Origin of the sequence: Massilia soli, assembly GCF_016809835.1 — a bacterium.
GTDB lineage: Bacteria > Pseudomonadota > Gammaproteobacteria > Burkholderiales > Burkholderiaceae_D > Telluria_A > Telluria_A soli.
Map to the genome: position 1 here is coordinate 137427 of NZ_JAFBIL020000003.1, position 24323 is coordinate 161749.

General features: G+C 66.2%; 28 protein-coding genes and 1 pseudogene. 13 read left to right on the forward strand and 16 right to left on the reverse strand.

Translation table 11 applies throughout. The features are described 5' to 3' along the window. Positions 1-74: 74 nt before the first annotated feature. The 3 genes from I4X03_RS23190 to I4X03_RS08150 form a co-directional block, all read right to left on the reverse strand. Positions 75-1826: a methyl-accepting chemotaxis protein gene (locus I4X03_RS23190; protein ID WP_307735349.1), complete on the reverse strand. Its 1752-nt coding sequence runs from the start codon at positions 1824-1826 to the stop codon at positions 75-77. Between the two features lie 35 nt (positions 1827-1861). After that, positions 1862-2371, reverse strand: a complete 510-nt coding sequence (locus tag I4X03_RS08145; protein ID WP_223467723.1) for a chemotaxis protein CheW — start codon at positions 2369-2371, stop codon at positions 1862-1864. Between the two features lie 213 nt (positions 2372-2584). After that, positions 2585-3490: an alpha/beta hydrolase gene (locus I4X03_RS08150; RefSeq protein WP_223467724.1), complete on the reverse strand. Its 906-nt coding sequence runs from the start codon at positions 3488-3490 to the stop codon at positions 2585-2587. A gap of 138 nt (positions 3491-3628) precedes the next feature. Between I4X03_RS08150 and I4X03_RS08155 the strand changes: the two genes are divergently transcribed. Continuing rightward, the gene (locus I4X03_RS08155) at positions 3629-3814 is read left to right on the forward strand and encodes a hypothetical protein (protein WP_223467725.1); all 186 of its coding nucleotides are present in this window, start codon (positions 3629-3631) and stop codon (positions 3812-3814) included. Here I4X03_RS08155 and I4X03_RS08160 read toward each other — a convergent pair whose 3' ends face one another. Continuing rightward, a complete protein-coding gene (locus I4X03_RS08160) occupies positions 3815-4498 on the reverse strand; it encodes an SOS response-associated peptidase family protein (RefSeq protein ID WP_223467726.1) in 684 nt (227 codons plus the stop codon). A gap of 147 nt (positions 4499-4645) precedes the next feature. Here I4X03_RS08160 and I4X03_RS08165 point away from each other — a divergent pair, with 147 nt between their 5' ends. After that, on the forward strand, positions 4646-4798 hold the full coding sequence (locus I4X03_RS08165; RefSeq protein WP_223467727.1) for a hypothetical protein: 153 nt from the start codon (positions 4646-4648) through the stop codon (positions 4796-4798). On the opposite strand, the gene I4X03_RS08170 is transcribed toward I4X03_RS08165, so the two are convergent. Next, positions 4785-4982 carry a hypothetical protein gene (locus I4X03_RS08170; RefSeq protein ID WP_223467728.1) on the reverse strand — a complete coding sequence of 66 codons (198 nt, stop codon included), beginning with the start codon at positions 4980-4982 and terminating at the stop codon, positions 4785-4787. The genes I4X03_RS08165 and I4X03_RS08170 overlap by 14 nt on opposite strands. 197 nt (positions 4983-5179) lie before the next feature. Between I4X03_RS08170 and I4X03_RS08175 the strand changes: the two genes are divergently transcribed. Both I4X03_RS08175 and I4X03_RS08180 read left to right on the forward strand, forming a co-directional pair. Continuing rightward, a complete protein-coding gene (locus I4X03_RS08175; RefSeq protein ID WP_223467729.1) occupies positions 5180-5317 on the forward strand; it encodes a hypothetical protein in 138 nt (45 codons plus the stop codon). 80 nt (positions 5318-5397) lie between these two features. After that, positions 5398-5763 (forward strand): helix-turn-helix domain-containing protein, encoded by a 366-nt coding sequence (locus I4X03_RS08180; protein WP_223467730.1) that lies wholly within the window; start codon positions 5398-5400, stop codon positions 5761-5763. Positions 5764-5847: 84 nt separating this feature from the next. On the opposite strand, the gene I4X03_RS08185 is transcribed toward I4X03_RS08180, so the two are convergent. Both I4X03_RS08185 and I4X03_RS08190 read right to left on the reverse strand, forming a co-directional pair. Further along, on the reverse strand, positions 5848-6051 hold the full coding sequence (locus I4X03_RS08185; RefSeq protein ID WP_223467731.1) for a hypothetical protein: 204 nt from the start codon (positions 6049-6051) through the stop codon (positions 5848-5850). Positions 6052-6183: 132 nt separating this feature from the next. Continuing rightward, positions 6184-7542 (reverse strand): annotated as a pseudogene (locus I4X03_RS08190) (putative bifunctional diguanylate cyclase/phosphodiesterase); the annotation flags it as partial. Between the two features lie 501 nt (positions 7543-8043). Between I4X03_RS08190 and I4X03_RS08195 the strand changes: the two are divergent. The 4 genes from I4X03_RS08195 to I4X03_RS08210 all read left to right on the forward strand — a co-directional run bounded on the left by I4X03_RS08195 (position 8044) and on the right by I4X03_RS08210 (position 11993). Then, positions 8044-8319, forward strand: coding sequence for a hypothetical protein (locus I4X03_RS08195; protein WP_223467732.1), 276 nt, complete (start codon positions 8044-8046; stop codon positions 8317-8319). A 14-nt stretch (positions 8320-8333) separates the two neighbouring features. Continuing rightward, positions 8334-9518: a GGDEF domain-containing protein gene (locus I4X03_RS08200; RefSeq protein WP_223467733.1), complete on the forward strand. Its 1185-nt coding sequence runs from the start codon at positions 8334-8336 to the stop codon at positions 9516-9518. A gap of 92 nt (positions 9519-9610) precedes the next feature. After that, positions 9611-11065 carry a Ppx/GppA phosphatase family protein gene (locus tag I4X03_RS08205; RefSeq protein WP_223467734.1) on the forward strand — a complete coding sequence of 485 codons (1455 nt, stop codon included), beginning with the start codon at positions 9611-9613 and terminating at the stop codon, positions 11063-11065. A gap of 226 nt (positions 11066-11291) precedes the next feature. After that, complete coding sequence (locus tag I4X03_RS08210; RefSeq protein ID WP_223467735.1) at positions 11292-11993, forward strand: hypothetical protein; 702 nt, start codon at positions 11292-11294, stop codon at positions 11991-11993. A 44-nt stretch (positions 11994-12037) separates the two neighbouring features. On the opposite strand, the gene I4X03_RS08215 is transcribed toward I4X03_RS08210, so the two are convergent. From I4X03_RS08215 to I4X03_RS08240, 6 genes are all read right to left on the reverse strand, one after another. Continuing rightward, the gene (locus I4X03_RS08215; protein ID WP_223467736.1) at positions 12038-12325 is read right to left on the reverse strand and encodes a hypothetical protein; all 288 of its coding nucleotides are present in this window, start codon (positions 12323-12325) and stop codon (positions 12038-12040) included. A gap of 166 nt (positions 12326-12491) precedes the next feature. Continuing rightward, positions 12492-13148, reverse strand: coding sequence for an ABC transporter ATP-binding protein (locus I4X03_RS08220; protein WP_223467737.1), 657 nt, complete (start codon positions 13146-13148; stop codon positions 12492-12494). A gap of 6 nt (positions 13149-13154) precedes the next feature. Beyond that, positions 13155-13946 (reverse strand): phosphonate ABC transporter, permease protein PhnE, encoded by a 792-nt coding sequence (phnE, locus tag I4X03_RS08225; protein ID WP_223467738.1) that lies wholly within the window; start codon positions 13944-13946, stop codon positions 13155-13157. After that, positions 13943-14773: a PhnE/PtxC family ABC transporter permease gene (locus I4X03_RS08230; protein ID WP_223467739.1), complete on the reverse strand. Its 831-nt coding sequence runs from the start codon at positions 14771-14773 to the stop codon at positions 13943-13945. The genes phnE and I4X03_RS08230 overlap by 4 nt, the downstream gene beginning before the upstream one ends. Positions 14774-14778: 5 nt before the next feature. Continuing rightward, positions 14779-15591 (reverse strand): phosphonate ABC transporter ATP-binding protein, encoded by an 813-nt coding sequence (locus I4X03_RS08235; RefSeq protein ID WP_223467740.1) that lies wholly within the window; start codon positions 15589-15591, stop codon positions 14779-14781. A 10-nt stretch (positions 15592-15601) separates the two neighbouring features. Beyond that, positions 15602-16453, reverse strand: a complete 852-nt coding sequence (locus I4X03_RS08240) for a putative selenate ABC transporter substrate-binding protein (RefSeq protein WP_370660500.1) — start codon at positions 16451-16453, stop codon at positions 15602-15604. A 164-nt stretch (positions 16454-16617) separates the two neighbouring features. On the opposite strand from I4X03_RS08240, the gene egtD reads away from it, so the two are divergent. Genes egtD through I4X03_RS08255 form a run of 3 tightly spaced genes read left to right on the forward strand, consistent with a single transcriptional unit; the run spans position 16618 to position 19665 of the window. After that, the gene (gene egtD, locus I4X03_RS08245) at positions 16618-17583 is read left to right on the forward strand and encodes an L-histidine N(alpha)-methyltransferase (protein WP_223467742.1); all 966 of its coding nucleotides are present in this window, start codon (positions 16618-16620) and stop codon (positions 17581-17583) included. Next, positions 17561-18739 (forward strand): ergothioneine biosynthesis protein EgtB, encoded by a 1179-nt coding sequence (gene egtB, locus I4X03_RS08250; protein WP_223467743.1) that lies wholly within the window; start codon positions 17561-17563, stop codon positions 18737-18739. Before egtD ends, egtB begins: the two co-directional genes overlap by 23 nt. Beyond that, a complete protein-coding gene (locus I4X03_RS08255; RefSeq protein ID WP_223467744.1) occupies positions 18736-19665 on the forward strand; it encodes a YihY/virulence factor BrkB family protein in 930 nt (309 codons plus the stop codon). The genes egtB and I4X03_RS08255 overlap by 4 nt, the downstream gene beginning before the upstream one ends. A gap of 1 nt (position 19666) precedes the next feature. Here I4X03_RS08255 and I4X03_RS08260 read toward each other — a convergent pair whose 3' ends face one another. Continuing rightward, positions 19667-20026, reverse strand: coding sequence for a DUF1428 domain-containing protein (locus I4X03_RS08260; protein ID WP_223467745.1), 360 nt, complete (start codon positions 20024-20026; stop codon positions 19667-19669). 315 nt (positions 20027-20341) lie between these two features. Between I4X03_RS08260 and I4X03_RS08265 the strand changes: the two genes are divergently transcribed. Next, entirely contained in the window at positions 20342-20992 is a 651-nt protein-coding gene (locus I4X03_RS08265) for a DUF1906 domain-containing protein (RefSeq protein ID WP_223467746.1), read from the forward strand. Positions 20993-20996: 4 nt separating this feature from the next. Here the strand turns inward: I4X03_RS08265 and selD are convergent, their stop codons facing one another. Together selD and senB are read right to left on the reverse strand one after the other, a co-directional pair. Continuing rightward, positions 20997-22055, reverse strand: a complete 1059-nt coding sequence (gene selD, locus I4X03_RS08270) for a selenide, water dikinase SelD (RefSeq protein WP_223467747.1) — start codon at positions 22053-22055, stop codon at positions 20997-20999. A 13-nt stretch (positions 22056-22068) separates the two neighbouring features. Then, on the reverse strand, positions 22069-23052 hold the full coding sequence (gene senB, locus I4X03_RS08275; protein WP_223467748.1) for a selenoneine biosynthesis selenosugar synthase SenB: 984 nt from the start codon (positions 23050-23052) through the stop codon (positions 22069-22071). A 36-nt stretch (positions 23053-23088) separates the two neighbouring features. Between senB and senA the strand changes: the two genes are divergently transcribed. After that, entirely contained in the window at positions 23089-24285 is a 1197-nt protein-coding gene (senA, locus tag I4X03_RS08280; RefSeq protein ID WP_223467749.1) for a selenoneine synthase SenA, read from the forward strand. Positions 24286-24323: the final 38 nt, after the last annotated feature.

The window sequence follows — 24323 nt, forward strand, 5'->3', positions numbered from 1 at the left end:
GCGATGAGTCAAGAGTAGTGCTGCTAGGACATCAGGGTCTGTGCGGTACCGTACCTACACCCTGAGTCCTGCATTTAGAACTCTTCCCAGTCGCCGGCGCCGGCCGCGACGGCTTCACGCTGAGGGGCTGCCGCGGGCTTGCTGGCGGGGGCGCGCGGGCGGGCCGCCGGCGCGTTCAGCGCTGGCGCCGCCGCACGCGAGGCAGCCGGCTTGGCGGCCGGCGCTGCCTTGCGCGCCGGAGCCTTGGCCGCCTGCGGTTGCGCGCCGCCGACCTTGAACACGCTGACCACCGACGCCAGCTGGCTGGCCTGTTCCTGCAGCGATGCCGCTGCCGCCGCCGCTTCCTCGACCAGTGCCGCGTTCTGCTGGGTTACCTGGTCCATCTGGGTGATCGCCTCGTTGATCTGTTCGATGCCCGCGGTCTGCTCGCCGCTGGCCGCCGAGATCTCCGACATGATGTCGGTCACGCGGGTGATCGACGCGACGATTTCCGTCATGGTCGCGCCGGCCTGGTCGACCAGCTTGCCGCCGGCGTCGACTTTCTCGACCGAGTCGTTGATCAGCTCCTTGATTTCCTTGGCCGCGGCGGCCGAGCGCTGCGCCAGGTTGCGCACCTCGCTGGCGACGACCGCGAAACCGCGGCCCTGCTCGCCAGCCCGCGCCGCTTCCACCGCGGCATTCAGCGCCAGGATGTTGGTCTGGAACGCGATGCCGTCGATGACGCCGATGATGTCGACGATCTTGCGCGAGGAATCGTTGATCGCGGCCATCGTGACCACCACGTCCGACACCACGGTGCCGCCGCGGATCGCCACCGCCGAGGCCGAGCCGGCCAGCGCGTTGGCCTGGCGGGCATTGTCGGCGTTCTGCTTGACGGTGCTGGTCAGCTCTTCCATCGAGGAGGCGGTTTCTTCCAGCGAGCTGGCTTGCTCTTCGGTTCGCGACGACAAGTCCATGTTGCCGGCGGCGATCTGGTTGGAGGCGGTGGCGATGGTGTCGGTGCCATTGCGCACGTCGCTGACGATAGCGGTCAGGCTGCGGCGCATGGTTTCCATCGCGTACAGCAGGCTGGAGGTGTCGCCGCTGCGGGTATCGATCGCGACCGACAGGTCGCCAGCGGCGATGGTGCTGGCCGCAGTTGCCGCATAGGCGGGCTCGCCGCCGAGCTGGCGGGTCAGGCTGCGCGTCATCCAGACGCCGAGGCCAATGCTCAGGCCCAGTCCGCCAAGGGCGAGACCGAACATCAGCGCGCGGCTGTCGCCATACACGGCGCTGGCCTGTTCCCTCGACGCTCGCGCGGCGGCGGCCTTTTGGGCGCCCAGCGCGGTCAGCTTGTCATCGACGACGCGGGATTTGACGGTCAGCGGACCCTGGATGAAGGCGGCCACCTCGGCGATCTGCTCCGGCGTGGCGGCCGCTTGCGCGCGGGTCGTCGCCTCGGTCACGCCTTCGTTATAGTCGGCCATCGCGCGGTCGATCTCGGCAAACAGGGCTTTGCCCGCCGGGGTGACGTAGAGCGGGCGCGCGGAGTTCAGTTCGTCGGTCATGGTGGCGCGCGCCTTTTCCAGCAGGGCGACGTGGCTTTTCTTATCCTCAAGATCTGGTGCCAGCAGCACGTTGCGCATCGAGCGCCCGACGTAGATCAGGTTGATGTTGGCTTCCTTCGAGTGCGCCAGGCCCAGCAAGTCGTTGTTATAGGCGTTCTCGGCCTGCGCGTTCATTGCGCCCATGTTGAAGATGCCGACGGCGGCAACGATGGCGCCGAGCAGAGCGACGATCAGGAAGCCGCCCAGCAGGCGGGTTTGTACTTTAAGGTTATCGAACATGGCGTTCTCCGGGAAGGAATTGAGTCGAAAAAAGGTCAGGACGCGAGCACGCCTGCGATGCCAACGCCGGGGCTGGCCATCAGCTTGTCGATGTCGACCAGGATCACCATGCGCTCGGCAAGGGTGCCCAGGCCAATCAGGTAGCCGGTATCGACTGCGCCGCCCACTTCCGGGGCCGGGCGGATGTCGTTGTGGGACAGCGAGATCACGTCGGACACCCCATCGACCACCATGCCGACGACCTTGCCGCCGATATTGAGCACGATGACGATCGTAAAGGCGTCGTAGGTGGGCGTGCCGAGCGTGAGCATGATGCGCATGTCGACCACCGGCACGATCACGCCGCGCAGGTTGATCACGCCCTTGAAGAAGTCGGGCGCGTTGGCGATATGCGTCACCGCTTCGTAGCCGCGGATTTCCTGCACTTTCAGGATGTCGAGTCCGTATTCTTCCTCGCCCATGCTAAAGGCGAGAAATTCGGTGACGATGTCGTGCCCGGCGGGCGCACGCGCGCCAGTGGGCGCAGCCGCAGTTGTATGCAACATGGCAGACCTTGAGTCGAGTTGGGGATGGAACTCAAGAGCCGCTGCGGGAGTGGGGCGGGGGCGCGCTTGAAGAGTTGTTCGGGTGTTACAGCGCTGCGGGGAAGGGGAAGCGCGCGTCCCTACTGTACGCGCGCTGGCATCAACAACGAACAATTCATTTGGTTACTGTGCGGAAATTACATGAAGTTCGTTGCGTTGCAACAACAAGCGTCATTATTGTCCAGCTAGCGGCGCCAGACCCAGCGCGGCGCGGATCGATGGCAAGATCAATCGCCATGAGGGCGATGTCGCCGCAACCTCGTCGTAATGGCTGGCGCCCGGCAGGATCAGCACCTCGGCGCTGTCGCCGGCGTCGCGCGCGCGCGACGCGTACGCGAACGCCACGCGCGGCGGCGAAATCGTATCGCGCTCGCCCGTGACCAACAGCGTGTGGCTGCCGTTCGGCATCAGCTCAGCAGCGTTGGTGTCGACAAACACATCGGGCCGGGCGGCGCTGGGCAGGCCGGCCAGTTCGGCGGTGTCGCGCCCGCAGCTGGCCTTGATCAGGTCCTTCTCGCCGCGCAGGTCGGCCAGGCCGCCCAGGCTGATGATTTCGCGCACCGGCAGCGGATTTGGATGGAACAGCGGACTCGACGCGGGAACTTTGCTGCGCCCGGCGATCCACTGCACCAGCTGGCCGCCGGCCGAATGCCCCATGGCGACGATGCGGCTGGTGTCGAGCTGGTAGCTGGCCGCTTCCATGCCCAGTTTGTCGAGCGCCGCGTTGATGTCCTGGTAAGTGCCCGGATAGCCGCCGCCTGGTTCATCGGAGCGGCGGTATTCGACGTTCCATACGGCGATCCCTTCGGCCGCCAGCGCGCCGGCCACGTTGCGCATCTGCTCGATGCCGCCGAACTTGATGGTCCAGCATCCGCCGTGCACCAGCACCACCACCGGGAACGGTCCCTTGCCCTGCGGCCTGAATAGTTCGGCAAATTGCGATGGCGCGCTGCCGTAGGCGATGCGCGCCGTCGGCGCCGGGCCCGACAGCTTGAGGTAGTCGTCCAGGGTCATCGGCGCGGCAACGGCGGCGCTGGAGATCAGCAGGGCAGGGAGCAGGGCGCTAAGGCGGTCGGTCATCGGGCGGGTTCCGGTTGTTGAAAGTTGCTGAACTATACCGAGATTCGCCCGCCCGCGCACGATTGAAAAGGCCGTACCGACGGTTCAGATCTTCCATGCTAAGGTGACATTTTTGCCACTCACCACAAGGAGCGCATCATGACCCAGAACAAATCGACCGGTACCCAGAACCAGCAATCGTCGCATGAGTCCGAGGAAGAGGCAGCGAAAAAGCGCGCTGGCGTGAACACCGAGAAAAGCAGCCATGACCACATGAGCCGCGAAAAGGCCGGCCAGGACGAAGGCGCCGGCGGCGGCGCCAAGCAAAAGCAAAAGCACAGCTAATCACAAGGGCAGGTCGAGCTGGGCCGCCAGGTGCGGTCCCTCGTTGGTCGATCGCCCGACGTCGCGGCTTACCGCATGCCACTCGAACTCATCCGGCCCAAGGGCCACCGAGCGCACCAGCTGTTCGGCCGCCTCGGCCGACAGGGCCGGATCGAGCCAGAGTTTGGCGTCGTCCGCCGACAGCACGACCGGGCGCCGGTCATGCACGTCGACCATGCCGCCCTGGGCATCCGCGGTGACGATCACAAAGCCGGCTTCGCAGGCGTTTTCCTTGCACGGCCCGCGCGCGGCAATGGCCGCCATGAACACCGGTTCGCGCGTCTTGCGGTGGATATGCCAGGGTTGCTTGTTGCCTTTTTCTCCCGTCCATTCATACCAGCCATCGGCCGGGACGATCGCCCGTCCGGTCCTCACCAGCGGCGACCAGTAGCGGTTGGAGATTTTCTCGATGCGCGCATTGATCGCGATCGGCACCTTGCCGAGCGCCCAGGCGGCGCGGTAACCCCAGAACCAGTCGTCGATGACCAGCTGGTCGTCAATCATGCGCATCAAAGGCCGGTAGGTGCCGGGCGAGGCGTTGTAGCTGGGTGCGGCCTGGCTGGCGATCGCCGCAGCCTGTTGCGGCCAGTGCATGGCGGCGAAGTATTCGGTGGCGCTGTGGCTCTGGTCGAGGCGTCCGCACATGCGGTTTCCCTTTGCAATATATATACATCGTCAGGCGAAACGATACCCGAAAACCATGCAGGTTTCCCGGTACGTGAAAACTTGATTTTCGATAAGACCCCGGACCTGGGGCTTTGCTACGATTCTTCTTCTGTTGAAAGGTAGACTATGAGTAAGACTTTCGCACGCTATGCGCATTCAACCCCTGATCCGGATGTGCCGGATCCGGCGCCAGTGCCGGTGCCGGACGATGTACCGGCCCCGGTCAACGCGCCGGTCGAGGAGCCGACCTTGCCTGAACCGCCGATCAAGGCTGCCTGAGGTCCGGGTCCTTGCGCACAGCGCCCTGGTCGCCGCCTTCGCCCGAGGGCGGCAGCGGCGGAATCTGGCGGATCATTTCCTCGGTTTCAGCGTGCCCGGGCGGCTTCTCGCCACTGCCGATGTCGGCCTCATCGGTCATTGGCGGGGCGATGCGCGGGTCGTGTTGGGGTGTCGTTGCGGTCATGTTGGCTCCATTGCACCTGTTGTATTTAAAGCCATCGTAGCAGCGCCGCCGCGTGGCGGGCGCGCAGTACGGTGCGCCGGAAGACTGTTGCTTTCGGGATATAAATGTTGCCTTTTGTGTTTGCCGTCACATGCCGGGCCGGTGGGCGATTTCTATAATGAATTATCGTTAGTTTGATGCTGCTGAGGGAGAGAATGATGGGCAATTCATTACACAACAAGATTCACCTCGGACGCACGTCGCTGCTGGAATCGGCGCGCTGGCGCGCCGCCCTGATGCTGGGCGCCTGCGCCGGGATCGGGCTGGCGGTGCTGGCGCTGATGGCCTGGCGTTAGGCTGGCGCAGCGTTTCGGCTTGCCGCGGGGCGGCTGCGCGGTTACCATGTGGGCCGCCTGGCTTACTTGGAACTGCTGCAATGAAGAATGAAAAACTGACGACCGACGAATACGACGCACTGGAATTTATCCGCCGCGGCGCATCGCACGACCGGGTCAACGCCTGCGTCGGCCGCAACGCCAAGCGCTTGTCGGGCATCAAGCTGATCAAGTACGAGCGCAATGGCCCGGTCCAGCTGACCGACAAAGGCCACGAGGTGCTGTTCCTGCGCCGCTGCGTGCAAACGCTGCGCGCGCTGGCTGCCGATCCGGCTGCGCCGGTCGAGGCCGATGTCCAGCTGTTCCTCGGCAAGAAGTCGCATATCGCCGCGCGCGCCGAGGGCGGCTTCAGCCTGACCGACAAGGGCCGCGAGTCGTTGGCCGACATCGATTCGCAGGCGAGCTGACGCGACACGTTCGCCGACAAAAAAAGACGCCGGGACCTGCTCCGCAAAGGAGCCGGTCCCGGCGTCTTTTTTCCTGCTGCCGGCTTAGCGCTTGGCCGGGTAGGCCAGCGCGCGTATCGCGACCTCGGGCGGAACATTCATCGCCGACAGAAACTCTGCCGCCTGCTGAAGCCCCAGCGAGGGTATTGCCGCTACTGCCTGGTTAACCACGTCGCGGGTGCGAAAATCTGTCCGGATATGCGCGCTGCCCTGGTTCCCGGCCCCGTTACTGTTCATCTCTGAGCTCATGTTGTTCCGTTTTAGTCGTGCTCGCGATTGCACTCTGGCATATGCCATTCGTGACAATGCGTGATTGTACGCAAACGATGTCGTTGTGACCACAACAAAATTAACTAAAATAAACGACTTTCCCGAATTATTTTAGTCTGTGCCAGCGATGAGCAAAACCGGGTCGTCCGCCACATGATTGTGCTGGCGCAAAAACCGTTCAAATTGGTCGGCGGGGAGGGGGCGGCTGATGTAATAACCCTGCATTTCGTCGCAGCCATGGCGCCGCAGGTAGTCGAGCTGTTCTTCGGTTTCGACGCCTTCGGCGATCACCGCCAGCTTCAGGTTATGCGCCAGGTTGATGATCGAGGCGACCAGCGCGGCGTCGTTGGCATCGCGCGTGATATTGGTGACGAACGAGCGGTCGATCTTCAGCACATCGATCGGGAAGCGCGAAAGGTACGACAAGCTCGAGTAGCCGGTGCCGAAGTCGTCGATCGACAGGTTCACGCCGAGCGCCTTCATGTTGTGCAGCAGCTCGACGGCGAGGGTGACGTCGCTCATGAACAGGCTCTCGGTCAGCTCGATTTCCAGGCAATGCGGGTCGAGCCCGCTTTCGTCCAGCACCGCGCTGATATTGTCGAGCAGGTCGCTGGAGGCGAACTGGCGCGCCGACAGGTTGACCGCGACCCGCAGCGGACCCAGGCCGGCGTCATGCCAGGCGCGGTTCTGCAGGCAGGCGGTGCGCATTACCCAGGCGCCGATCGGCACGATCAGGCCGGTGTCTTCGGCCACGCTGATGAAGCGCATCGGCGGCACCATCCCCAGTTCGGGATGCTGCCAGCGGATCAGCGCCTCCATGCCGATGATCTTGCCGCTGGCCAGGTCGACCTGCGGCTGGTAGTGCAGCACGAATTCATCGCGTTCGAGCGCCTTGCGCAGCGCGCTTTCGATGCGCACCCGTTCCTGCGCCTCGTCGTTCATCGCCGGCGTATAGAACTGGAAGTTGTTGCGGCCGAGCTTCTTGGCGCTGTACATCGCGATGTCGGCGTGCTCGATCAGGCTGTCGGCCAGCGCGCCGGCGCTCGGGAACACCGCCACGCCGATGCTGCAGGTGACCGAGTATTCCTTGGTTCCCAGTAACACCGGCTGGGCCACCGAATCCATCAATTGCTGCACCAGCATCGGGCCCAGGCGCTGGCCGCCTTGCTGGCTCATGATGACGACAAATTCGTCGCCCGACAGCCGCGCCACGGTGTCATTGTCATTGATTGCAGAGCGCAGGCGCGCGGCGATCGTCATCAGCAGCACGTCGCCGGCCTTGTGGCCCATGCTGTCGTTGACGTACTTAAAGCGGTCGAGGTCGATCAGCATGACCCACAGCGGATGGCCGCTGCGTTCGGAATCGCTGATGGCCAAGCCAAGGCGGTCCTGCAGCAGGCTGCGGCTTGGCAGCCCGGTCAGCACGTCGTGCTGGGCGATATGGTGGATGCGCTGTTCGCTGGCCGAACGCGCCACGGCGTCGTCGGCGATGCAGCGGTTGGCGCGCGCCAGTTCCTCGTCGCGCTGGTCAAGCAGCGCCTGCAAGCCGCTGGCGCGCTTGGCCAGCAGGCCGATCGCCAGCGCCGCACCGACGGCCAGCGCGGCGGCGAACGCCAGCACGATCAGCGCGACCTGGCCGACGTCGGGCAGGCCGGCGGCGACCAGCGGCAGCGCCGCGGATGCAGGGGGGCTGGCGATACCCAGGGCCGCAGCGGTGGTCAACAAAAATGGCGGGCGGCGATGCGGCAAATCCTGTTCCTAGCTTGCAATTCGAAACGCTGGGCGTCCGGGGTGTGAAATCGTGTGCGCCAGTGTGTCACGAAAAGAGTGCCACCCGCAAATATTATTGTTGGGTATTTACTTCAATTTACTCCAAAGAAAGCAACACCGGCGCACGTCGGCGCGGGCCAAGATACCTTGTTGATAAGCATTGGTTTCTGATAAGCTTCACTGCAGCCACCCGGAGACGCCATGTTCTTAGATCACCCTACTATTACCGCGACCAACAGTTCGACCGAACCGGACCGCATTGAACGGCTGACGCGCGTCTACGGCTATGTCATGGCGCTGGCCGACGCGGACGGCAACAGCGCCTTCGTCGAGAAGTTCACCCAGCTGCACGACCACAAGGGTTCGCTGATCGTGTTCTGGAACCTGGCGCCGACCGACGCCGAACGCGATTACTTCGTCAAAGCCTGGGCCAGCAAGATCGGCGACGGCAGCACCAACGTCGAACACGAAATCTGATCCCGGCGCCCGGCATGGATATCACCACGATGGTGTTCGTGCTCGCACTGGGCAACCTGGCCCTGTGCGCGGCACTGTTCTTCTTTGAATTCGGCGGCGCCAAGGCGCCATCGCTGTCGACCTGGGCGATCTCGCGCCAGTGCCAGGCGGCCGGCTGGTTGCTGCTGTACTTCCGCGGCAGCGGCGTCGCCCCCGACCTGATCTCGATCCCGATCGGCTATGGCCTGCTGTTTGCCGGCGTCGCGCTGGAAGCGGGCAGCCTGTGGGAAGTGGCGGGGCGCCCGCGCTGGCGCCGCTTCGCCTACCCGCTGCTTGGCGTGTCCATCGCCGCCTTCCTGGCCTGTTACTGGCTCGACCCGATCGGCCTGCGCGTGGTCGCCAGTTCGCTGATCCTCGGCGGCTTCTACCTGCTCGGCGCGGCCGCGCTGGCGCTGGGCTGGCGCGGCGGCAGCATGCTGCGCCGCTTCCTGGTGGTCACCCTGGCGCTGCTGTCGCTGCTGGTGGCCGCGCGCGGCATCCTGGTGCTGACCATGCCGGGAGGCTGGGGTTGGATCAGCAACACGCTGGTGCAGGCGCTGTCGTCGGGGGCCTTCGTGCTGCTGATGCTGCTGACCGCGTTCGGCTACCTGCTGCTCTCGCGCGAGCAGCTGCAGCAGGAGCTCGAGCGGCTCGAGACCACCGACGCGCTGACCGACGTGCCGAACCGGCGCGGCTTCTTCGGCCTGCTGGCGCCGTGGATGGCGCTGGCGCGCCGTCCGGGCCTGCCCACCGCCGTCGTCGTGCTCGACCTCGACCAGTTCAAGCGCATCAACGACGGCTACGGCCACCCGGCCGGCGACGTGGTGCTGCGCGCGATGGTCGACACCTGCAAGCGCCAGCTGCGCGACAGCGACATCCTGGGCCGCATGGCCGGGGTGGAATTCGCGCTGCTGCTGCCGCGTACCGACCTGCTGGACGCGCTGCTGGTGTCCGAGCGGATCCGCCGCGCGATCGAGTCGACCCCGGTCAAGACCGAGCGCGCAATGATCAAGATGACGGCCAGCTTCGGCGTCACCACCATCCGCCCCGAGGACACCACGGTCAGCCTGTTCCAGCGCGCCGACGAGGCGCTGCGCGCGGCCAAGCAGGGCGGCCGCAACAAGGTGGTGCAGGCGGTGACGCCGGTCGCGCCGGAAGCCTGGGTTGCGCCAACCGCGTGAGGGCGTCATGAGGGCGTCACATAGCCGGGCTATCGTGTTACGATTTTTCCGGCCAGGGTCCCATGATGACAATAAGCGAAACAGAGGCTCGCATGTACGCTGCCGTTGATTTGGGTTCCAACAGTTTTCGCCTGTCGATCGGGCGGCATGACGGTGAAACCATTCGTGTCCTGAAGAGCGTGCGCGAGCCGATCCGGCTGGCGGCGGGCCTCGACGCGCACGGCGACCTGACCGAAGCGGCCAAGCAGGCGGCGCTGGCCTGCCTGGTCAACTTCCGGGTCGCGCTGGCCGCCTACCGCTTCGATGCGGTACGGGTGGTCGCCACCTCCGCCATGCGGGTCGCGCGCAACGGCCAGGCCTTCCTGCCCGAACTCGAGAAAGCGATCGGCTACCCGATCGAGATCATCTCGGGCGAAGAAGAAGGGCGCCTGATCTACATGGGCGTGGCCAGTTCGCTGGCCGCGCCCAAGGAGCGCCGCCTGGTGGTCGACATCGGCGGCGGCTCCACCGAGCTGATACTCGGGCGCGGCCTCGATATCGAGCGCGTCGAGTCGTTCAGCGTCGGCACCGTCAAGCAAAGCCTGTCGTTCTTTGCCGGCGGGCGCATCGACGCTGGCTCGTTCGAGCAGGCCATCCTGTCGGCGCGCAGCCACTTCGAGGATGGCGCGCCGCCCTACCATCCTCAGCACTGGGGCCAGGCCTATGGCTCGTCGGGCACCGTCCGCACCATCGCCGACGTCATCGCCAAAAACGGCCTGGCCGACGGCAAGCTGACCCCGGCCGGGCTAGAGGCCCTGAAAAAACGCTTCATCGAATTCGGCAACGTGTCGCGCATCGACATGCCGGGCCTGCGCGCCGACCGCGCCGGCACCATCATCGGCGGGCTGGCGATCCTGATCGGCCTGATGGCCGAACTGGGCATCGCCGAACTGGTGCCGGTGGAAGCGGGCCTGCGCATGGGCGTGATGTGGGACCTGTACCTGCGCTCGACGCAGCGCGACCGCCGCGACGAGTCGGTGCGCATGCTGGCTTCCCGTTTCCATGTCGACGAGGAGCGCGCCGCCCGGGTGGCCGATGCCGCGGCGATGCTGTATGCCCAGCTCAAACCGGCCGACGACAGCCTGGTGCGCCTGCTGTACTGGAGCGCGTGGATGCACGAAGTGGGCATGGTGGTGTCGCAGACCGGCGCCCACAAGCACGCCGCCTACATGGTTGAAAACGCCGACCTGCCGGGTTTCACGGCGGGCGAGCAGAAGACCATGAGCCGCCTGATCCTGGCCCAGAAGGGCAACCTGCGCAAGCTGGGCGGGGCGCTGGCCGACGCCGACTTCGCCAAGGCGGTGCTGGCGCTGCGCTTTGCCATCTTGCTGATGCACGCGCGCATCGAGCTGGCGCCCGGCCAGCTGCGCCTGCGCATGAAGAACCGGATCGATATCGAAGCGCGCCGCGACCTGCTCGACGAGCATCCCACCATCAGCTACTGGATCAACAAGGAGCAGGAATGGTGGGACGAGGCCGGAATCGACCTGTCGGTCAAGCCAATCTAGCAATACTGTTTCCGGCAGACTGTCTCGCAAGATCGACATCGCGTGCTCAAATTAATGATGCATGTCAAGTCTCGCCATCCCACACACCCCGCGCCGCCCGCTTTGGCGTATGTTGAACAGGTGAAATGCCCGGCTCGGCGGGCGCGCGCGGCCATGCCCGGCCGCCGCCTTCCGGAAACCGCATAAATCGTATATATTGTTTTAACTATTAAGCGACGGAGAACCAATGAGCAAGACAGCCCCTGAAAAGACCAACGGACATGCGGTCGACGCCATTCCCGCGGTAGCGCACAAGGCCGCCGCGCGCCCGCTGCCGAAGGAGCCGGCAAAGCCGGCCGCCAAGGCGCCGCTCAAGGCCGCGCCCAAGGCTGCGCTGAAGCCCGCGCCAAAGGCGCCGGCCAAAGCTGCTGCCAAGGTGGCGGCGAAGCCGGCCGCCAAGCCGGCCGCTAAGGCGGCGCCAAAAGCGGCCGCCAAGCCAGCCGCAAAAGCGGCGCCGCCGGCAGCGGCGGCAAAGCCAGCCGCCAAGACCGGCGCGAAGGCCGCCGCCAGGGCTGCCGCGCCAAAAGCCCCGCTCGAGGCGACGCCAAAGCCTGCGCCTAAAGTAGCCAAGGCGCCGAAAGCGCCCGCCAAACCGTCGGCCAAGGCCATGCCAAAGGCGAGCCCGAAAGCGGGAGCGGGATCGGCAGCGGGCGAGCGCGAGAAAACCCGCAAGCCTAAGCTGGTGCGCGATAGTTTCACGATGCCGGAAGAAGAATACGCCGTGCTGGCGCTGGTGAAGAAGGCCTGCCTGAAGGCCGGCTTCGAAATCAAGAAGAGCGAATTGCTGCGGGTGGGTGTGGCCTTGATCAGCCAGATCGATGTGGCGACGCTCAAAAGCGTGCTGGCGAGCCTGCCGCAACTGAAGACCGGGCGGCCCAAGAGCAGCTGACGCGACGCGCGGACCGGCTGGCGCCAGCGGTTCGCGCCGCGATGCTAGTGCATCGAGGCGTTCGACAGGTCTTTCAGTTCCTTGATGCTCAGGTCCGATTTTTCGTGCATGCGCAGCAGGATGGTCGCGCCGACGGCCAGCTTGCGATGGCGGATCTTGCTGATGATCGGCGGCTGCACTTCCAGCACACGGCACAGCTCGGCATCATTCTTGAGGTTCAGCTTCTGGATCAAGGTGTCGAGCAGCTTGTTGGGAACAAAACTCGACGGTTCCAGTGCCCGGGCGCGGTTCATCGCCTCGATCATTTCCAGTTTTCTCTGCCGTACGTTCATCGTACCCCTCCAATTTTACATTGACAGGATTTGTCGACTACCGCTTAACGTTGCCGATCGCTACGATTTTTGCTCAGGGAAAATGCAGATCGGGTCAGAATAATGATACTACGTTAAGAATATATGCGGAGCATTGTTGACAAATTAAACCCGGAACCGGATTTATTTAGCGCCCATGTGGCGTTAATGTCAATCCTGAGCGTGACAGGACGAAGGTCTTGTCGGCTTTTTCAGCGGCCGCGTGGGAATGGGTGACCATGATCGCGGCGGCGCCGCTGGCCTTGATCTCGGCGCGCAGCAGGTCGAGGATGCCTGCCGCCGTTTCCGGATCGAGATTGCCGGTCGGCTCGTCGGCCAGCACCAGCGCAGGCCGGTGCACCAGCGCGCGGGCAATCGCCACCCGCTGCAGTTCGCCGCCGGACAGCTGGCGCGGGAAATCGCCGCCGCGCCCTGTCAGTCCCACCTTGTCGAGCATCGCCAGCGCGGCGCCGGCGTCCTGGCCGTTGAGCAGCAGCGGCAGCGCCACGTTCTGCTGCAAGGTCAGGTGCGGCAGCACGTGGAACGCCTGGAATACAAAGCCCATGCGGCTGCGCCGCAGCCGGGTGGCGGCATCGTCGCCGAGCGCCGAGATCGGGGCGCCGTCGACCACGACCTCGCCGCTGTCGGGCGTATCGAGCCCCGCGATCAGGTTCAGCAGCGTCGACTTGCCGACCCCCGATTCGCCCATGATGGCGACGAATTCGCCGGGCGCGAACCGGTGCGACAGCGCGGCCAGCACCGGGCGCTGGTTGTAGGTCTTGCAGATGTTGATCAGCTCGAGCATGGAAGCCTAGCGGGTGAGGGCGCGGCGCAGCGCGAAGCTGGCCGCATCGACCAGCGCGACCAGCACCAGCATCGCGATGATCACGGTGGCGGCCTGCTCCATCTGGAACAGCGACAGGTGGTACTTCAGCATCTGGCCAAGGCCGCCGGCGCCGACCACGCCCAGCACGGCCGCGGCGCGGATGTTGTTCTCCCAGCGGTACAGGGTGTACGACAGCATCTGCGGCAGCGCCTGCGGCAGGGTCGAATACAGGAAGGCCGCGCCGGCGGTGGCGCCGTTGGCGCGCAGGCTGCGTTCGGGATGCGGCTCGGCGTTTTCGATCACGTCGGCAAACAGCCGCCCGAGCACGCCCGAGGTGTGCGCCGCCAGCGCCAGCGTGCCGGCGAAGGGACCGAGGCCGGCGGCCACCAGCAGCAGCGACGCCCACACCAGCTCGGGAATCGAGCGCAGCACATTGAGCACGCCGCGCGCCGGCACCCGCAGCACCTTGCCGAAGCGGCCGGCGGCCGGCATCGCCAGCGCCATGCCGCCGATGACTGCGAGCAGGGTGCCGAGCGCCGACATCGACAAGGTCTCGAGGGTGGCGGCCAGGGTCTTCTGCAGGAACGGCAGCGCGGTTTCGGGCGGCGCGAAGCCGGCCAGGAATTCGCCGCTGCTGCGCAGCGCGTCGGCCGAGAACAGCGCGGCCCACTCCAGCGGCAAGGTGGCGAAGCTGGCCGCCACCAGCGCGGCCAGGCCGAGCATCAGCAGCATGGTCGACCGCGAGCGCCGCGGCGCGGCCGGCAGCGCGCGCCTCATGCGAGCCTCCTGCGCATCATTTTCGACACCACGTCGGCGCAGCCGACCAGCAGCACGAACACGATCAGCATGGTCGCCACTTCGCCGCCGGCCATCATGCGCATCGATTCATCCATGCGCTGGCCAAGGCCGCCGGCGCCCACGAAGCCCATCACCGCCGAGCCGCGGATCGCGCACTCCCAGCGGTACACGGTGTACGACACCAGTTCGGAGGCCGATTCGGGAATCGCGCCGTAGAACAGCGCCGGCAGGCGCGCCGCGCCGCCGGCCAGCAGCGCGTCGGTGGCGCGGGCGTCGGCCGATTCGAGAATCTCGGCGTACACCTTGCCCAGCATGCCGCTGTAGGTCAGCGCGATCGCCAGCACCCCGGCGGTCGGGCCGAGGCCGACCAGGCGCACGAACAGCAGCGCCCACACCAGTTCGGGCACGCTGCGCAGCAGTACCAGCAGCCAGCGCACGGCCTGGCGCAGCAGGCGCGACGAGCGCCGCATGCGGCCGGTGCCCAGGCGCGAGATCGACAGGATCTCGGTCACCACCAGGGTGGCCGGAATCGCCGCCAGCAGCGCCAGGGTCAGGCCGGCAGTGGCGATCGCCACCGTCTGCCAGGTTTCGCGCAGCACCATCGCCAGGAACTCGGGGTCGCGCGCCGGCGTCAGGAAGCTCGAGCCGAACTGCCACGCGGCGGCCAGGCTTTGCGCCTCGAACAAGGTCCACGGCTTGAATTCGGAGTACACCAGCATCGGCCACAGCAGGGCGACGCAGGCGAGGGTAGCCACGACGCGCGAGCGCCAGGCCGGATCTGGATGGCGGGTGGTCGCTGGCCCCATGCGCTCTAGAAGCAGGCGCCGACCGCGAGACGTTCCGGCGTTTCGTGCAGCTGCGGGGTGGCCGCTTCGAGCTGCTCGTTGCGGTACAGGGCGGCGATCATCTCGGGGGTGACCCGTTCGCGGGCCGCGTCGAACACGACGCGGCCATCGCGCAGGCCGACGATGCGCGGGAAGCTGGCCAGCGCAGCGTCGACCTGGTGCAGGCTGCACACCAGCGTCGCGTTGCGCGCGGTGGCTTCCTGCTGCAGCGTGGCCAGGGTCACTTGCGACAGCGCCGGGTCGAGCGCCGACAGCGGTTCGTCGACCAGAAAGGCCTGGGCATCGGACAGCAGCAGGCGCGCCAGGGCGCAGCGCTGGCGTTCGCCGCCGGACAGCCGGTCGACCCGCGCATACAGCTTGTCGCCGAGGCCGAAGCGCTCGAGCGCGTCGAAGGCGGCGTCCGGATCGCGCGGGCGCACCAGCGAGACCAGCGCCTGCCACAGGCTCCAGCGCGGCAGGCGCGCGGCCAGCACGGCGGTCACCACGCGCTGGCGCGGCGGCAGCGGCGGCGTTTGCGGCGCCAGGAACAGGCTGGCGCGCAGGCCATGGCGGCGGTCTTCGGGCAGCGCCCATGGGTCCTGGTCGAATACGGACAAGCCGCCGCGCGCAGGGCGGTGCGCGACGGCGAGCGTGGAGAGCAGGGTGGTCTTGCCGGCGCCGGAAGGCCCGATGATGGCAAGCTGCTCACCCTGCGCGACATCCAGGCTGATCTCGTGCAGCGCCACCGGCGCGCCGGGCGCCAGGTGCCGCACTGTCAGTTTGTCCAGCCTGAAGGTCATGGCGCGCCTGTTACTTCAGCAGGCCGGCGTTGCGCGCGGCCGCTTCGATGGTGGCATAGTTGGCCGGGTTTGTCGGCACGAACCGGGTGGCGCGCTGCAGCGCCAGAATTTCCTTGCCTTCGGCGGTCGCCGGGTCCAGCGCCAGGAAGGCATCGGTGATCTTCTTCTTCAGCTCAGCCGGCATGTCGCTGCGGACCGTCCAGTTGTAATCGTAATAGGTGGGGGTGGTGTAGAACACGCGCACCGCGGCCGGGTCGACCTTGCGTTCGGCGACCAGCTTTTCCCATACCGAGATATTCAGCGCGCCCGCATCGACCTTGCCGCCGGCTACAGCGGCCACGGTGGCGTCATGCGCGCCCGAGAACGCGATGCGCTTCATGTCGGTGTCGGGATTGACCTTTGCCGCCAGCAGGTACGAGCGCGGCATCAGGTGACCCGAGGTCGAGGACTCGGAACCGAAGCTGAAGGTCTTGCCTTTCAGGTCGGCCAGTTGCTTGATGTCGTTCGACGCGGTGATGAACACCGAGCGGAATTTCTCGTCTTCGGCGCGCTGCACCAGCGGGGTGACCTTGCCGCCGCTGCGGGCATGCGCCTGCACGAAGGTGAAGCCGCCGAACCAGACCATGTCGAGCTTGTTGTTGACCAGCCCTTCGACCGATGCCGCATAGTCGGTCACCGGCGTGAATACCACTTTCAGGCCAGTCGCCTTCGACAGGTACTCGCCGAGCGGCTTGAACTTGCGCTGCAGTTCGGTTGGCGCCTCGTCCGGGATTGCGGACACGCGCAGCGTGCCGGCCACGGCCTGGGCGGCGGCAGGCGCGGTCGAGATAGCGAAGGCGATCGCGAAGCCGGCGGCAAGCATGGTTTTCAAGCTGCGAAAGGTGGAGAGTTGGGTCATGAAGGGCTTTCAGGTAGGAAAGACGACAGTGACACGCCGCGTGGAGGACGCCAGCGAGCGCGAAAAAAATGAATATTCAGCTATGATAACAAAATCAACACAACCGCAACGGCCAGACCGTGAATTCCATGCTGACACAATGCCAGACAGACACACGCCGCTCTGTTTCCGCGACAAGCATCCAGGCCGAGCTGAGCACAGGCTTGCTGGCGGCCGAGGCAGTCATTTCGCCGAAGTTCCTGTATGACGCGCTCGGCTCGCGGCTGTTTGAAGCCATCTGCGAATTGCCCGAATATTACCCGACCCGCACTGAAGCTGCCATCTTCGCCCGATACGGTGCCGATATCGCGCGCGCCATCGGCCCCGGGGCGACCTTGATCGACCTGGGCGCCGGCAATTGCGCCAAGGCGGCCAGCCTGTTTCCCCTGTTGCACCCGGACCAGTACGTGGCGATCGACATCTCGTGGGATTTCCTGCAGCAATCGCTGCTGAGCCTGCGCCAGCGTTTCCCGCACATCGAGATGACGGCGCTGGGGCAGGATTTCTCGTCCCGCCTCGATCTTCCGGCCGACGTCAGCCCGGCGCGCCGGCTGTTCTTCTATCCCGGCTCATCGATCGGCAACTTCACGCCGGATCAGGCGCTGGCCTTCCTGCGCCGCGCGCGCGCCCAGTGCGACCGCGACGGCGGGCTGCTGATCGGGGTCGACCTGATCAAGGATGAACAAGTTCTGTCCGATGCCTACGACGACGCGCTCGGCGTCACCGGCGCCTTCAACCTGAACGTGCTGCGCCACGTCAACCTGCTGCTGGGCGCCGACTTCGACGTGCGCGGCTGGCGCCACAAGGCCTTTTTCAACCGTGACGACAGCCGCATCGAGATGCACCTCGAGGCGCAGCGCGACATGCAGGTCAGCTGGCCGGGCGCTGCGCGCAGCTTCGCGCGCGGCGAGTGCATCCACACCGAAAACAGCTACAAGTACCGCAAGAGCGGGGTCATCGGCCTCCTTGAACAGGCCGGCTTCCAGGCGCTGCACAGCTGGACCGATCCCGACGAGTGGTTTGCCGTCATCCATGCGCGCGCCATTGACGCCTGACCTGCTGCGGCGCCGCTTCGCCGACGTCCGCCTGGCGTCGCTGGCACTGGCCGAGCCGCTCTCCAGCGAGGACTGCACCGCGCAGTCGATGGCCGACGCCAGCCCGGTCAAATGGCACCTCGCGCACACCACCTGGTTCTTCGAGACCTTCATCCTGGAACCCCATGAAGCCGATTTCCAGCCGTTCCACGCGGCCTTCCGGGTGCTGTTCAATTCGTACTACAACGGCATCGGCGCCAAGCATCCGCGCGCGCAGCGCGGGCTGCTGACCCGGCCGGGCATGGACGCGGTGCGCGATTACCGCGCCGACGTCGACGCGCGCATGCTGCGCCTGCTCGATCAGCGCGCCGGCGACGCCGCGCTGGCGGCGCTGGTCACGCTCGGCCTGCAGCACGAGCAGCAGCACCAGGAGCTGATCCTCACCGATGTCAAGCACCTGCTGGCGCAAAACCCCCTGTACCCGGCCTATCTGGACACCGTACCGGCGGCCGTGCCGCTGGCGCCAGCGCTGGAATGGTGCGCCTTCGAGGGCGGCCTGGCCGACATCGGCCATGCGGGCGACGGCTTCTGCTTCGATAACGAGCTGCCGCGCCACCGCGTGTTCGTGGCGCCGTTCGAACTGGCCAGCCGGCTGGTGACCAATGGCGACTATCTCGCCTTCATCGAAGCGGGCGGCTACCGCGATGCCGCGCTCTGGCTGTCGGAGGGCTGGGACATGGTCCGCGCCGGCCAGCTGGAGCGTCCGCTGTACTGGCTGGACGACGACCGCGAGTTCACGCTGCACGGCGCCCAGCCGCTCGACCTGTCCGCGCCGCTGGCGCACGTATCGCTGTACGAAGCCGACGCCTACGCGCGCTGGGCCGGGGCGCGCCTGCCCACCGAAGCGGAGTGGGAAGTGGCGGCGTCCAACCCCGGCGGCCTGCTCCAGCTGTACGGCCATCGCTGGCAGTGGACCAGCAGCAGCTACGCACCTTACCCCGGCTTTGCGCCACAACCCGGCGCCATCGGCGAATACAACGGAAAATTCATGATCAACCAGTATGTCCTGCGCGGCTCCTCGTGCGCCACGCCCGACGGGCACGCGCGCGCCAGCTACCGCAACTTCTTCCCGGCCGGGGCGCGCTGGCAGTTCAGCGGCATCAGGCTCGCGCGATGACCTTCAAGCGACTGGCACCGATCCAGATCCTCAACCGGCGCGCCAACGCCTACATCCTGGCGCACCCGCTCGCATTCACGATCCAGGTGCTCAAGGGCTTCCGCGCCAACCAGGGCCTGCTGCTGGCCGGCGCGGTGGCGTATTACGCGCTGCTGTCGATCGTGCCGTTCCTGATGCTGGTGGTGGTGGCGCTGTCGCACTTCATGGACCCGATCGAGCTGCTGGCGACCTTGCACCGCTACCTCGAGTGGCTGCTGCCGGGCCAGTCGAGCGCGATCGTGCAGGAGGTGTCGAACTTCCTCAACGAGCGCGGCCTGATCACCGGCGTGCTGCTGGTGACGATGCTGTTTTTCAGTTCGCTCGCGTTCACGGTACTGGAGAACGCGATGAGCGTGATCTTCATCCACCGCGTGGCGATCCGGCGGCGCCACTTCTTTGTCTCGGCCATCTTGCCTTACTGCTACATCCTGGCGCTCGGCGTCGGCGTGATGCTGGTGACGCTGGTGGCCGGCACCTTGCAGGTGATGGGCGAGGAAGAGATCAACTTTCTCGGTTACCACTGGTCGCTGAACGGCGTGTCGGGCGTGCTGCTGTATCTGCTGGGCCTGTTCGGCGAGATTCTGGTGCTGACGTCGATCTACCTGGTGATGCCGGTCGGCCGCCTGTCGCTGTCGCATGCGCTGGTCGGCGCCGTGACCGCGGCACTGCTGTGGGAAGCGGCGCGCCATGTGCTGGTGTGGTACTTCTCGACGCTGTCGCAAGTGAACATCGTGTATGGATCGATGACGACCGCGATCGTCGTCATGCTGACCCTTGAGATCGGCGCCGCCTTGCTGCTGCTGGGCGCCCAGGTGATATCGGAGTACGAGCGGGTAGGGCGCAAGCAGCACGGCGAGCCGCAGCCGATGACCACGCGCCCGGCCTGATTTATACGTCGACCACCATCTCGAAGCCGCCGTAGATCATGCGCTTGCCGTCAAAGGGCATGTTCTCCGGCTTCATCCACTGCGCCATGCGCGGATCCTTCATGACCTTGTCGTTGATCTCGTCGCGGCTGGCGCGCGATGGGTAGACAATCCACGAAAAGAACACCACTTCGCCTTCTTCGAGCATCACGCTTTGCGGAAAGGACGTCAACTTGCCGGGCTTGACGTCGTCGCCCATGCACTCGCGAAATTCAAGCGCGCCCAGCTCGCGCCAGATCTTGCCGCAGGTGGTGGACATCTCCTTGTAGCGCTCCACATCCTGCTTCTTTACTGCCACCACGAAACCATCGACGTACGCCATGACATTCTCCTCTTTGGGGTTGGATGAGCTGACAATAGTACGCCGCGCGCGGCGCGCACGGCGCGTCACAGGCCTTGTTTTTTATCAATTGCATGAATGTATCCCGGTGGCACATTAGTCGATGCGGCGGAGCGATTTTTCGTCGCCAGCTGCCGACGCCACCGATAAAAAAAGGATGCCTGAAATGAATCTCACCTCAGTCCGGATCGCGATCCTGATCGCCTGCCTGCTAGCCGTTCGCTCGGTCCTGGGTGCCGCGCGCGCCGCTGTCAGGCGCTTGCTGCCGCCCCAATCGTTCATGTGAAGGAGTACGTTATGCCCGCCCTCAAAGGACTCGACACAGCCGCCGAGCTGACCCGCCACGCCAGCGCGCTGCGCTCGCAGGGCTATGACTTCGCGATGCGCTACTACAGCCACAACGCCGCCAAGAACCTGTCGCTGGGCGAGGCGCGCGCCTTGTCGGCCGCCGGCCTGCTGATCGGCGCGGTGTGGGAGACGGCCGCGACCCACGCCAGCTTTTTCAGCCGCGCCCAAGGCGTGGCCGATGGCGCGGCGGCGTTCAACATGGCGCGGGCGACGATCGGCCAGCCGGCCGGCTCGGCGATCTATTTCGCGGTCGACTACGACGCCACCGAAGCCGACCTGGAAGGCCCGGTGGGCGACTATTTCGCCGGCATCAAGATGGCCTTCGCGGCCGCGGCCGACGGCCTGTCGCCGTATGGCGTCGGTGTGTATGGATCGGGACTGTGCTGCGAGACGCTGATCGACCGGCAGCTGGCGAGCCTGGGCTGGCTGTCGCAGTCGGCCAGCTTCGCCGGGTCGACGGCGTATGCCGACGGGGCGCGCTACAACCTGATCCAGAAACTGCCCGTGCGGGCTGCCGGCACAGGGTTGCAACTGAGTTATGACCCGGATGCGAGCAATCCGGACCGGCCGCACGGGCTGTTCCGGCTCAGCGGCTTTTAAGCGCTCAGGCGCTCACGCAAACCCGTGGCGCGCCGGCCGCCATCCGGCCGACCACGGCCGCATGCGCGAAGCCTTCGCGCGCGAACAGCGCCAGCACCTCGTCGGCGATGGCCGGGTCGACCGATACCAGCAGGCCGCCGGAGGTCTGCGGATCGGTCAGCAAGGCTTGCTGGGCCGCGGCGATGCCCTCGAACAGCGTGACATCGCTGCCGTAGGCGTCCCAGTTGCGGCCGGAGGCGCCGGTGAAGAAGCCATCGCGCGCCAGCTGTTCGACGCCCGGCAGCAGCGGAATGCTGGCCATGTCGAGCTGTGCTTCAAGCTTGGCGCCGCGCGCCAGTTCCAGCAGGTGGCCGAGCAGGCCGAAGCCGGTGATATCGGTCATCGCATGCACGCCGGGCATGTCGGCCAGGGCCTTGCCGGGCTTGTTCAGCTTTGTCGTGTTCTCGATCATGGCGGCATAGCCGTCGGCATCGAGCGCATCTTTTTTCAGCGCCGCCGACAGCACGCCGACGCCGAGCGGCTTGCCCAGGATGAGCACATCGCCGGCCCTGGCATCGGCATTGCGCTTGACCTTCGACGGATGCACCAGCCCGAGGACGACCAGGCCGTAGATCGGCTCGACCGAATCGATGGTGTGGCCGCCGGCGATCGGAATGCCCGCTTCGGCGCAGATCGACTCGCCGCCGCGGATGATCTGGCCGATCGTCTCGATCGGCAGCTTGTTGACCGGCATGCCGACCAGCGCGAGCGCCATGATCGGCGTGCCGCCCATGGCGTAGACGTCGGAGATGGCGTTGGTGGCGGCAATCCGGCCGAAGTCGAACGGGTCGTCGACGATCGGCATGAAGAAGTCGGTGGTGGCGATCAGCGCCTGTTCGTCATTGAGCTTGTAGACCGCGGCATCGTCGGCGGTCTCGATGCCGACCAGCAGTTCTTTCGGCACCGGGAAGCCGGTCGAATTCTTCAGGATCTCGGACAGCACGCCCGGCGCGATCTTGCAGCCGCAGCCGCCGCCATGCGAGAACGAGGTGAGTTTGATGGTTTGCTCTGGTGCTGTGCTCATGGAGGTTCCGATATCAGTGGGTGCCGGCGTGCCGTGCGATGAGCAGATTATCCACCATGTCGCGCACGGCTGCTTGCTCGGCTTGCGGCGCAAACAGCGCGGCGCGCGCGCCGCACTGCGCTTGCAGCCGCTCGAGGAAAGCCGGGTCGTCGATGCAGCGCGCCATCAATGCGGCCAGCGCGGGGGCGTCGCCGAGCGGGAAGTAGCCTTGGTAGCCGGCCCCCAGCATGCCGCGGTTGCCGTCGATGTCGCTGGCCAGCACCGGCACGCCGCTGGTGACGGCCTCGATGATGACGTTGGCGCCGCCTTCCATCACCGACGCGATCACCAGCGCGTCGCTGCACGCCAGCGCCATGCGCGCCGCCGGATGGGCCAGGTTGCCCATCCACTGGTAGCGCGGGTCGGCTTCTGCGGTGTCCCCGGCGGCGGCGCCGAGCTGCTCGTCGAGCGCGCCGCCGATATGGATGAAGCGGGCGCTGTCATGCGCCACCAGCCGGGCCGCGCGCATGAAGGTCAGCGGGTCTTTTTCAGGACGCAGGTGGCCGATCATGGCGAACGTGAATTCATCGATGCCGGCCGCGTGCGGCACATGCGGCAGCGCTGGCGCCGACTGCCAGATCAGGCGCGCCTTGGCGCGGTAGCGCGGCGGCAGCACGGCAATGCCGGCTTCCTGCAGCAGCACCAGCACATCGGCGTGCGCCAGCGAGGCCTGGGCGGCGGGGTCGTCGTGGATGTCGCGGTACAGGTCGGTGCCGGTCAACACCAGCACGCGCGGCCGGTCGGGGTGTTGTTCGGCAAAGGCGGCCAGCGCGGCGGCCGAGCGGCGCGCGTGCAGCGCGATCAGCAGGTCGGGGGCCGAGCCGGTGACGGGTGACCACGACGCGCTGATGTTGACGTCGTAGGCGGGCGTGAGGAAGTGCGCCCAGCGCATGGCGGTCTGCCAGTTGCCGTTATTTGCCTCGGCCAAGGCCGGGCTGACGATGGTTACGCGTTGCACCGGGTCCGCTCCTTCAAAAGTCGTTACAATCCTGCCATGAACCCAATCACCGCATCGTTCAGGCAGGCCAGGCCCCAACAATTGTCAGAAGCGCTGCAGTCTGCCAGAAATTATACGCTGCGCCTGTTCGATTGCCTGGCCCATGCCGGTTACGGCGTACCGGCCCGGGTGCCGCACATCGCCACCATCAACCCGCCGCTGTGGGAGCTCGGCCATACCGCGTGGTTCGCCGAGTGGTTTGTGCTGCGCCAGGCCGCGTCCAGCCATCCGGCCGACGCCGCCGGCCACTCGCTGCTCACGCGCGGCGACGACTGGTTCGACTCCAACACGGTGGCGCACCGCAGCCGCTGGACGCTCGACCTGCCCAACACCGGCTCGCTCAAGACCTACTGCAACGAAGTGCTCGACCGGGTGCTCGACAAGCTTTCGCGCGAAGCCAGCGTGGACCAGGCGCTGTACCCGTACCGGCTGGTGCTGGCGCATGAAGACATGCACGGCGAAGCGCTGCTGCACGCGCTGCAGCAGCTCGGCGTGGCGGCGCCGCCGGAGCTGATGAAGGACATCGGCGGGGCCGTGGCGCCGCGCGAAATCGCCTATCCCGGCGCCACGATCCAGCTGGGCGGCGCGCAGGAGAACGGCTTTGTGTTCGACAACGAGAAGCTGGCGCACCCGTGCTACGTGCCGCCGTTTGCGATCGATGCGGCGCTGGTCACCAATGAGCAGTACGCGGAGTTCATCGCCGACGGCGGCTACCAGCGCGCCGGCTACTGGAGCCAGGCCGGGCAGGCGTGGCTGATGGGGCAGGAGCGGTCGGCCCCGCGCTACTGGCAGCGCGACGGCGGGCGCTGGCTGGCCAGCCGGTTTGGCCGGCTGCAGACGCTCGATCCGCATGAGGCGGTGCGCCATGTGACGCTGTTCGAGGCGCAGGCTTACTGCATGTGGGCGGAGCGGCGCCTGCCGACCGAGGCGGAATGGGAGTACGCAGCGGTGTCCGGGCAGCCGGGCTTCACCTGGGGCCAGCTGTGGGAATGGACGGCGTCGCCGTTCGAGCCGTATCCGGGATTCGCACCGGGCCCGTACCGCGAGTATTCGGCGCCGTGGTTCATGACGCACCAGGTGCTGCGCGGCGCGTCGTTTGCGACGCCGTCGCGGTTTGGCTCGGCGCGCTTCAGAAACTTCTATCTGCCGCAGCGCGATGACATCTTCGCCGGGTTCCGCACCTGCGCATTCTGAACGAGGGCGTAAAAAAAGCGGCTACCGAGGTAGCCGCT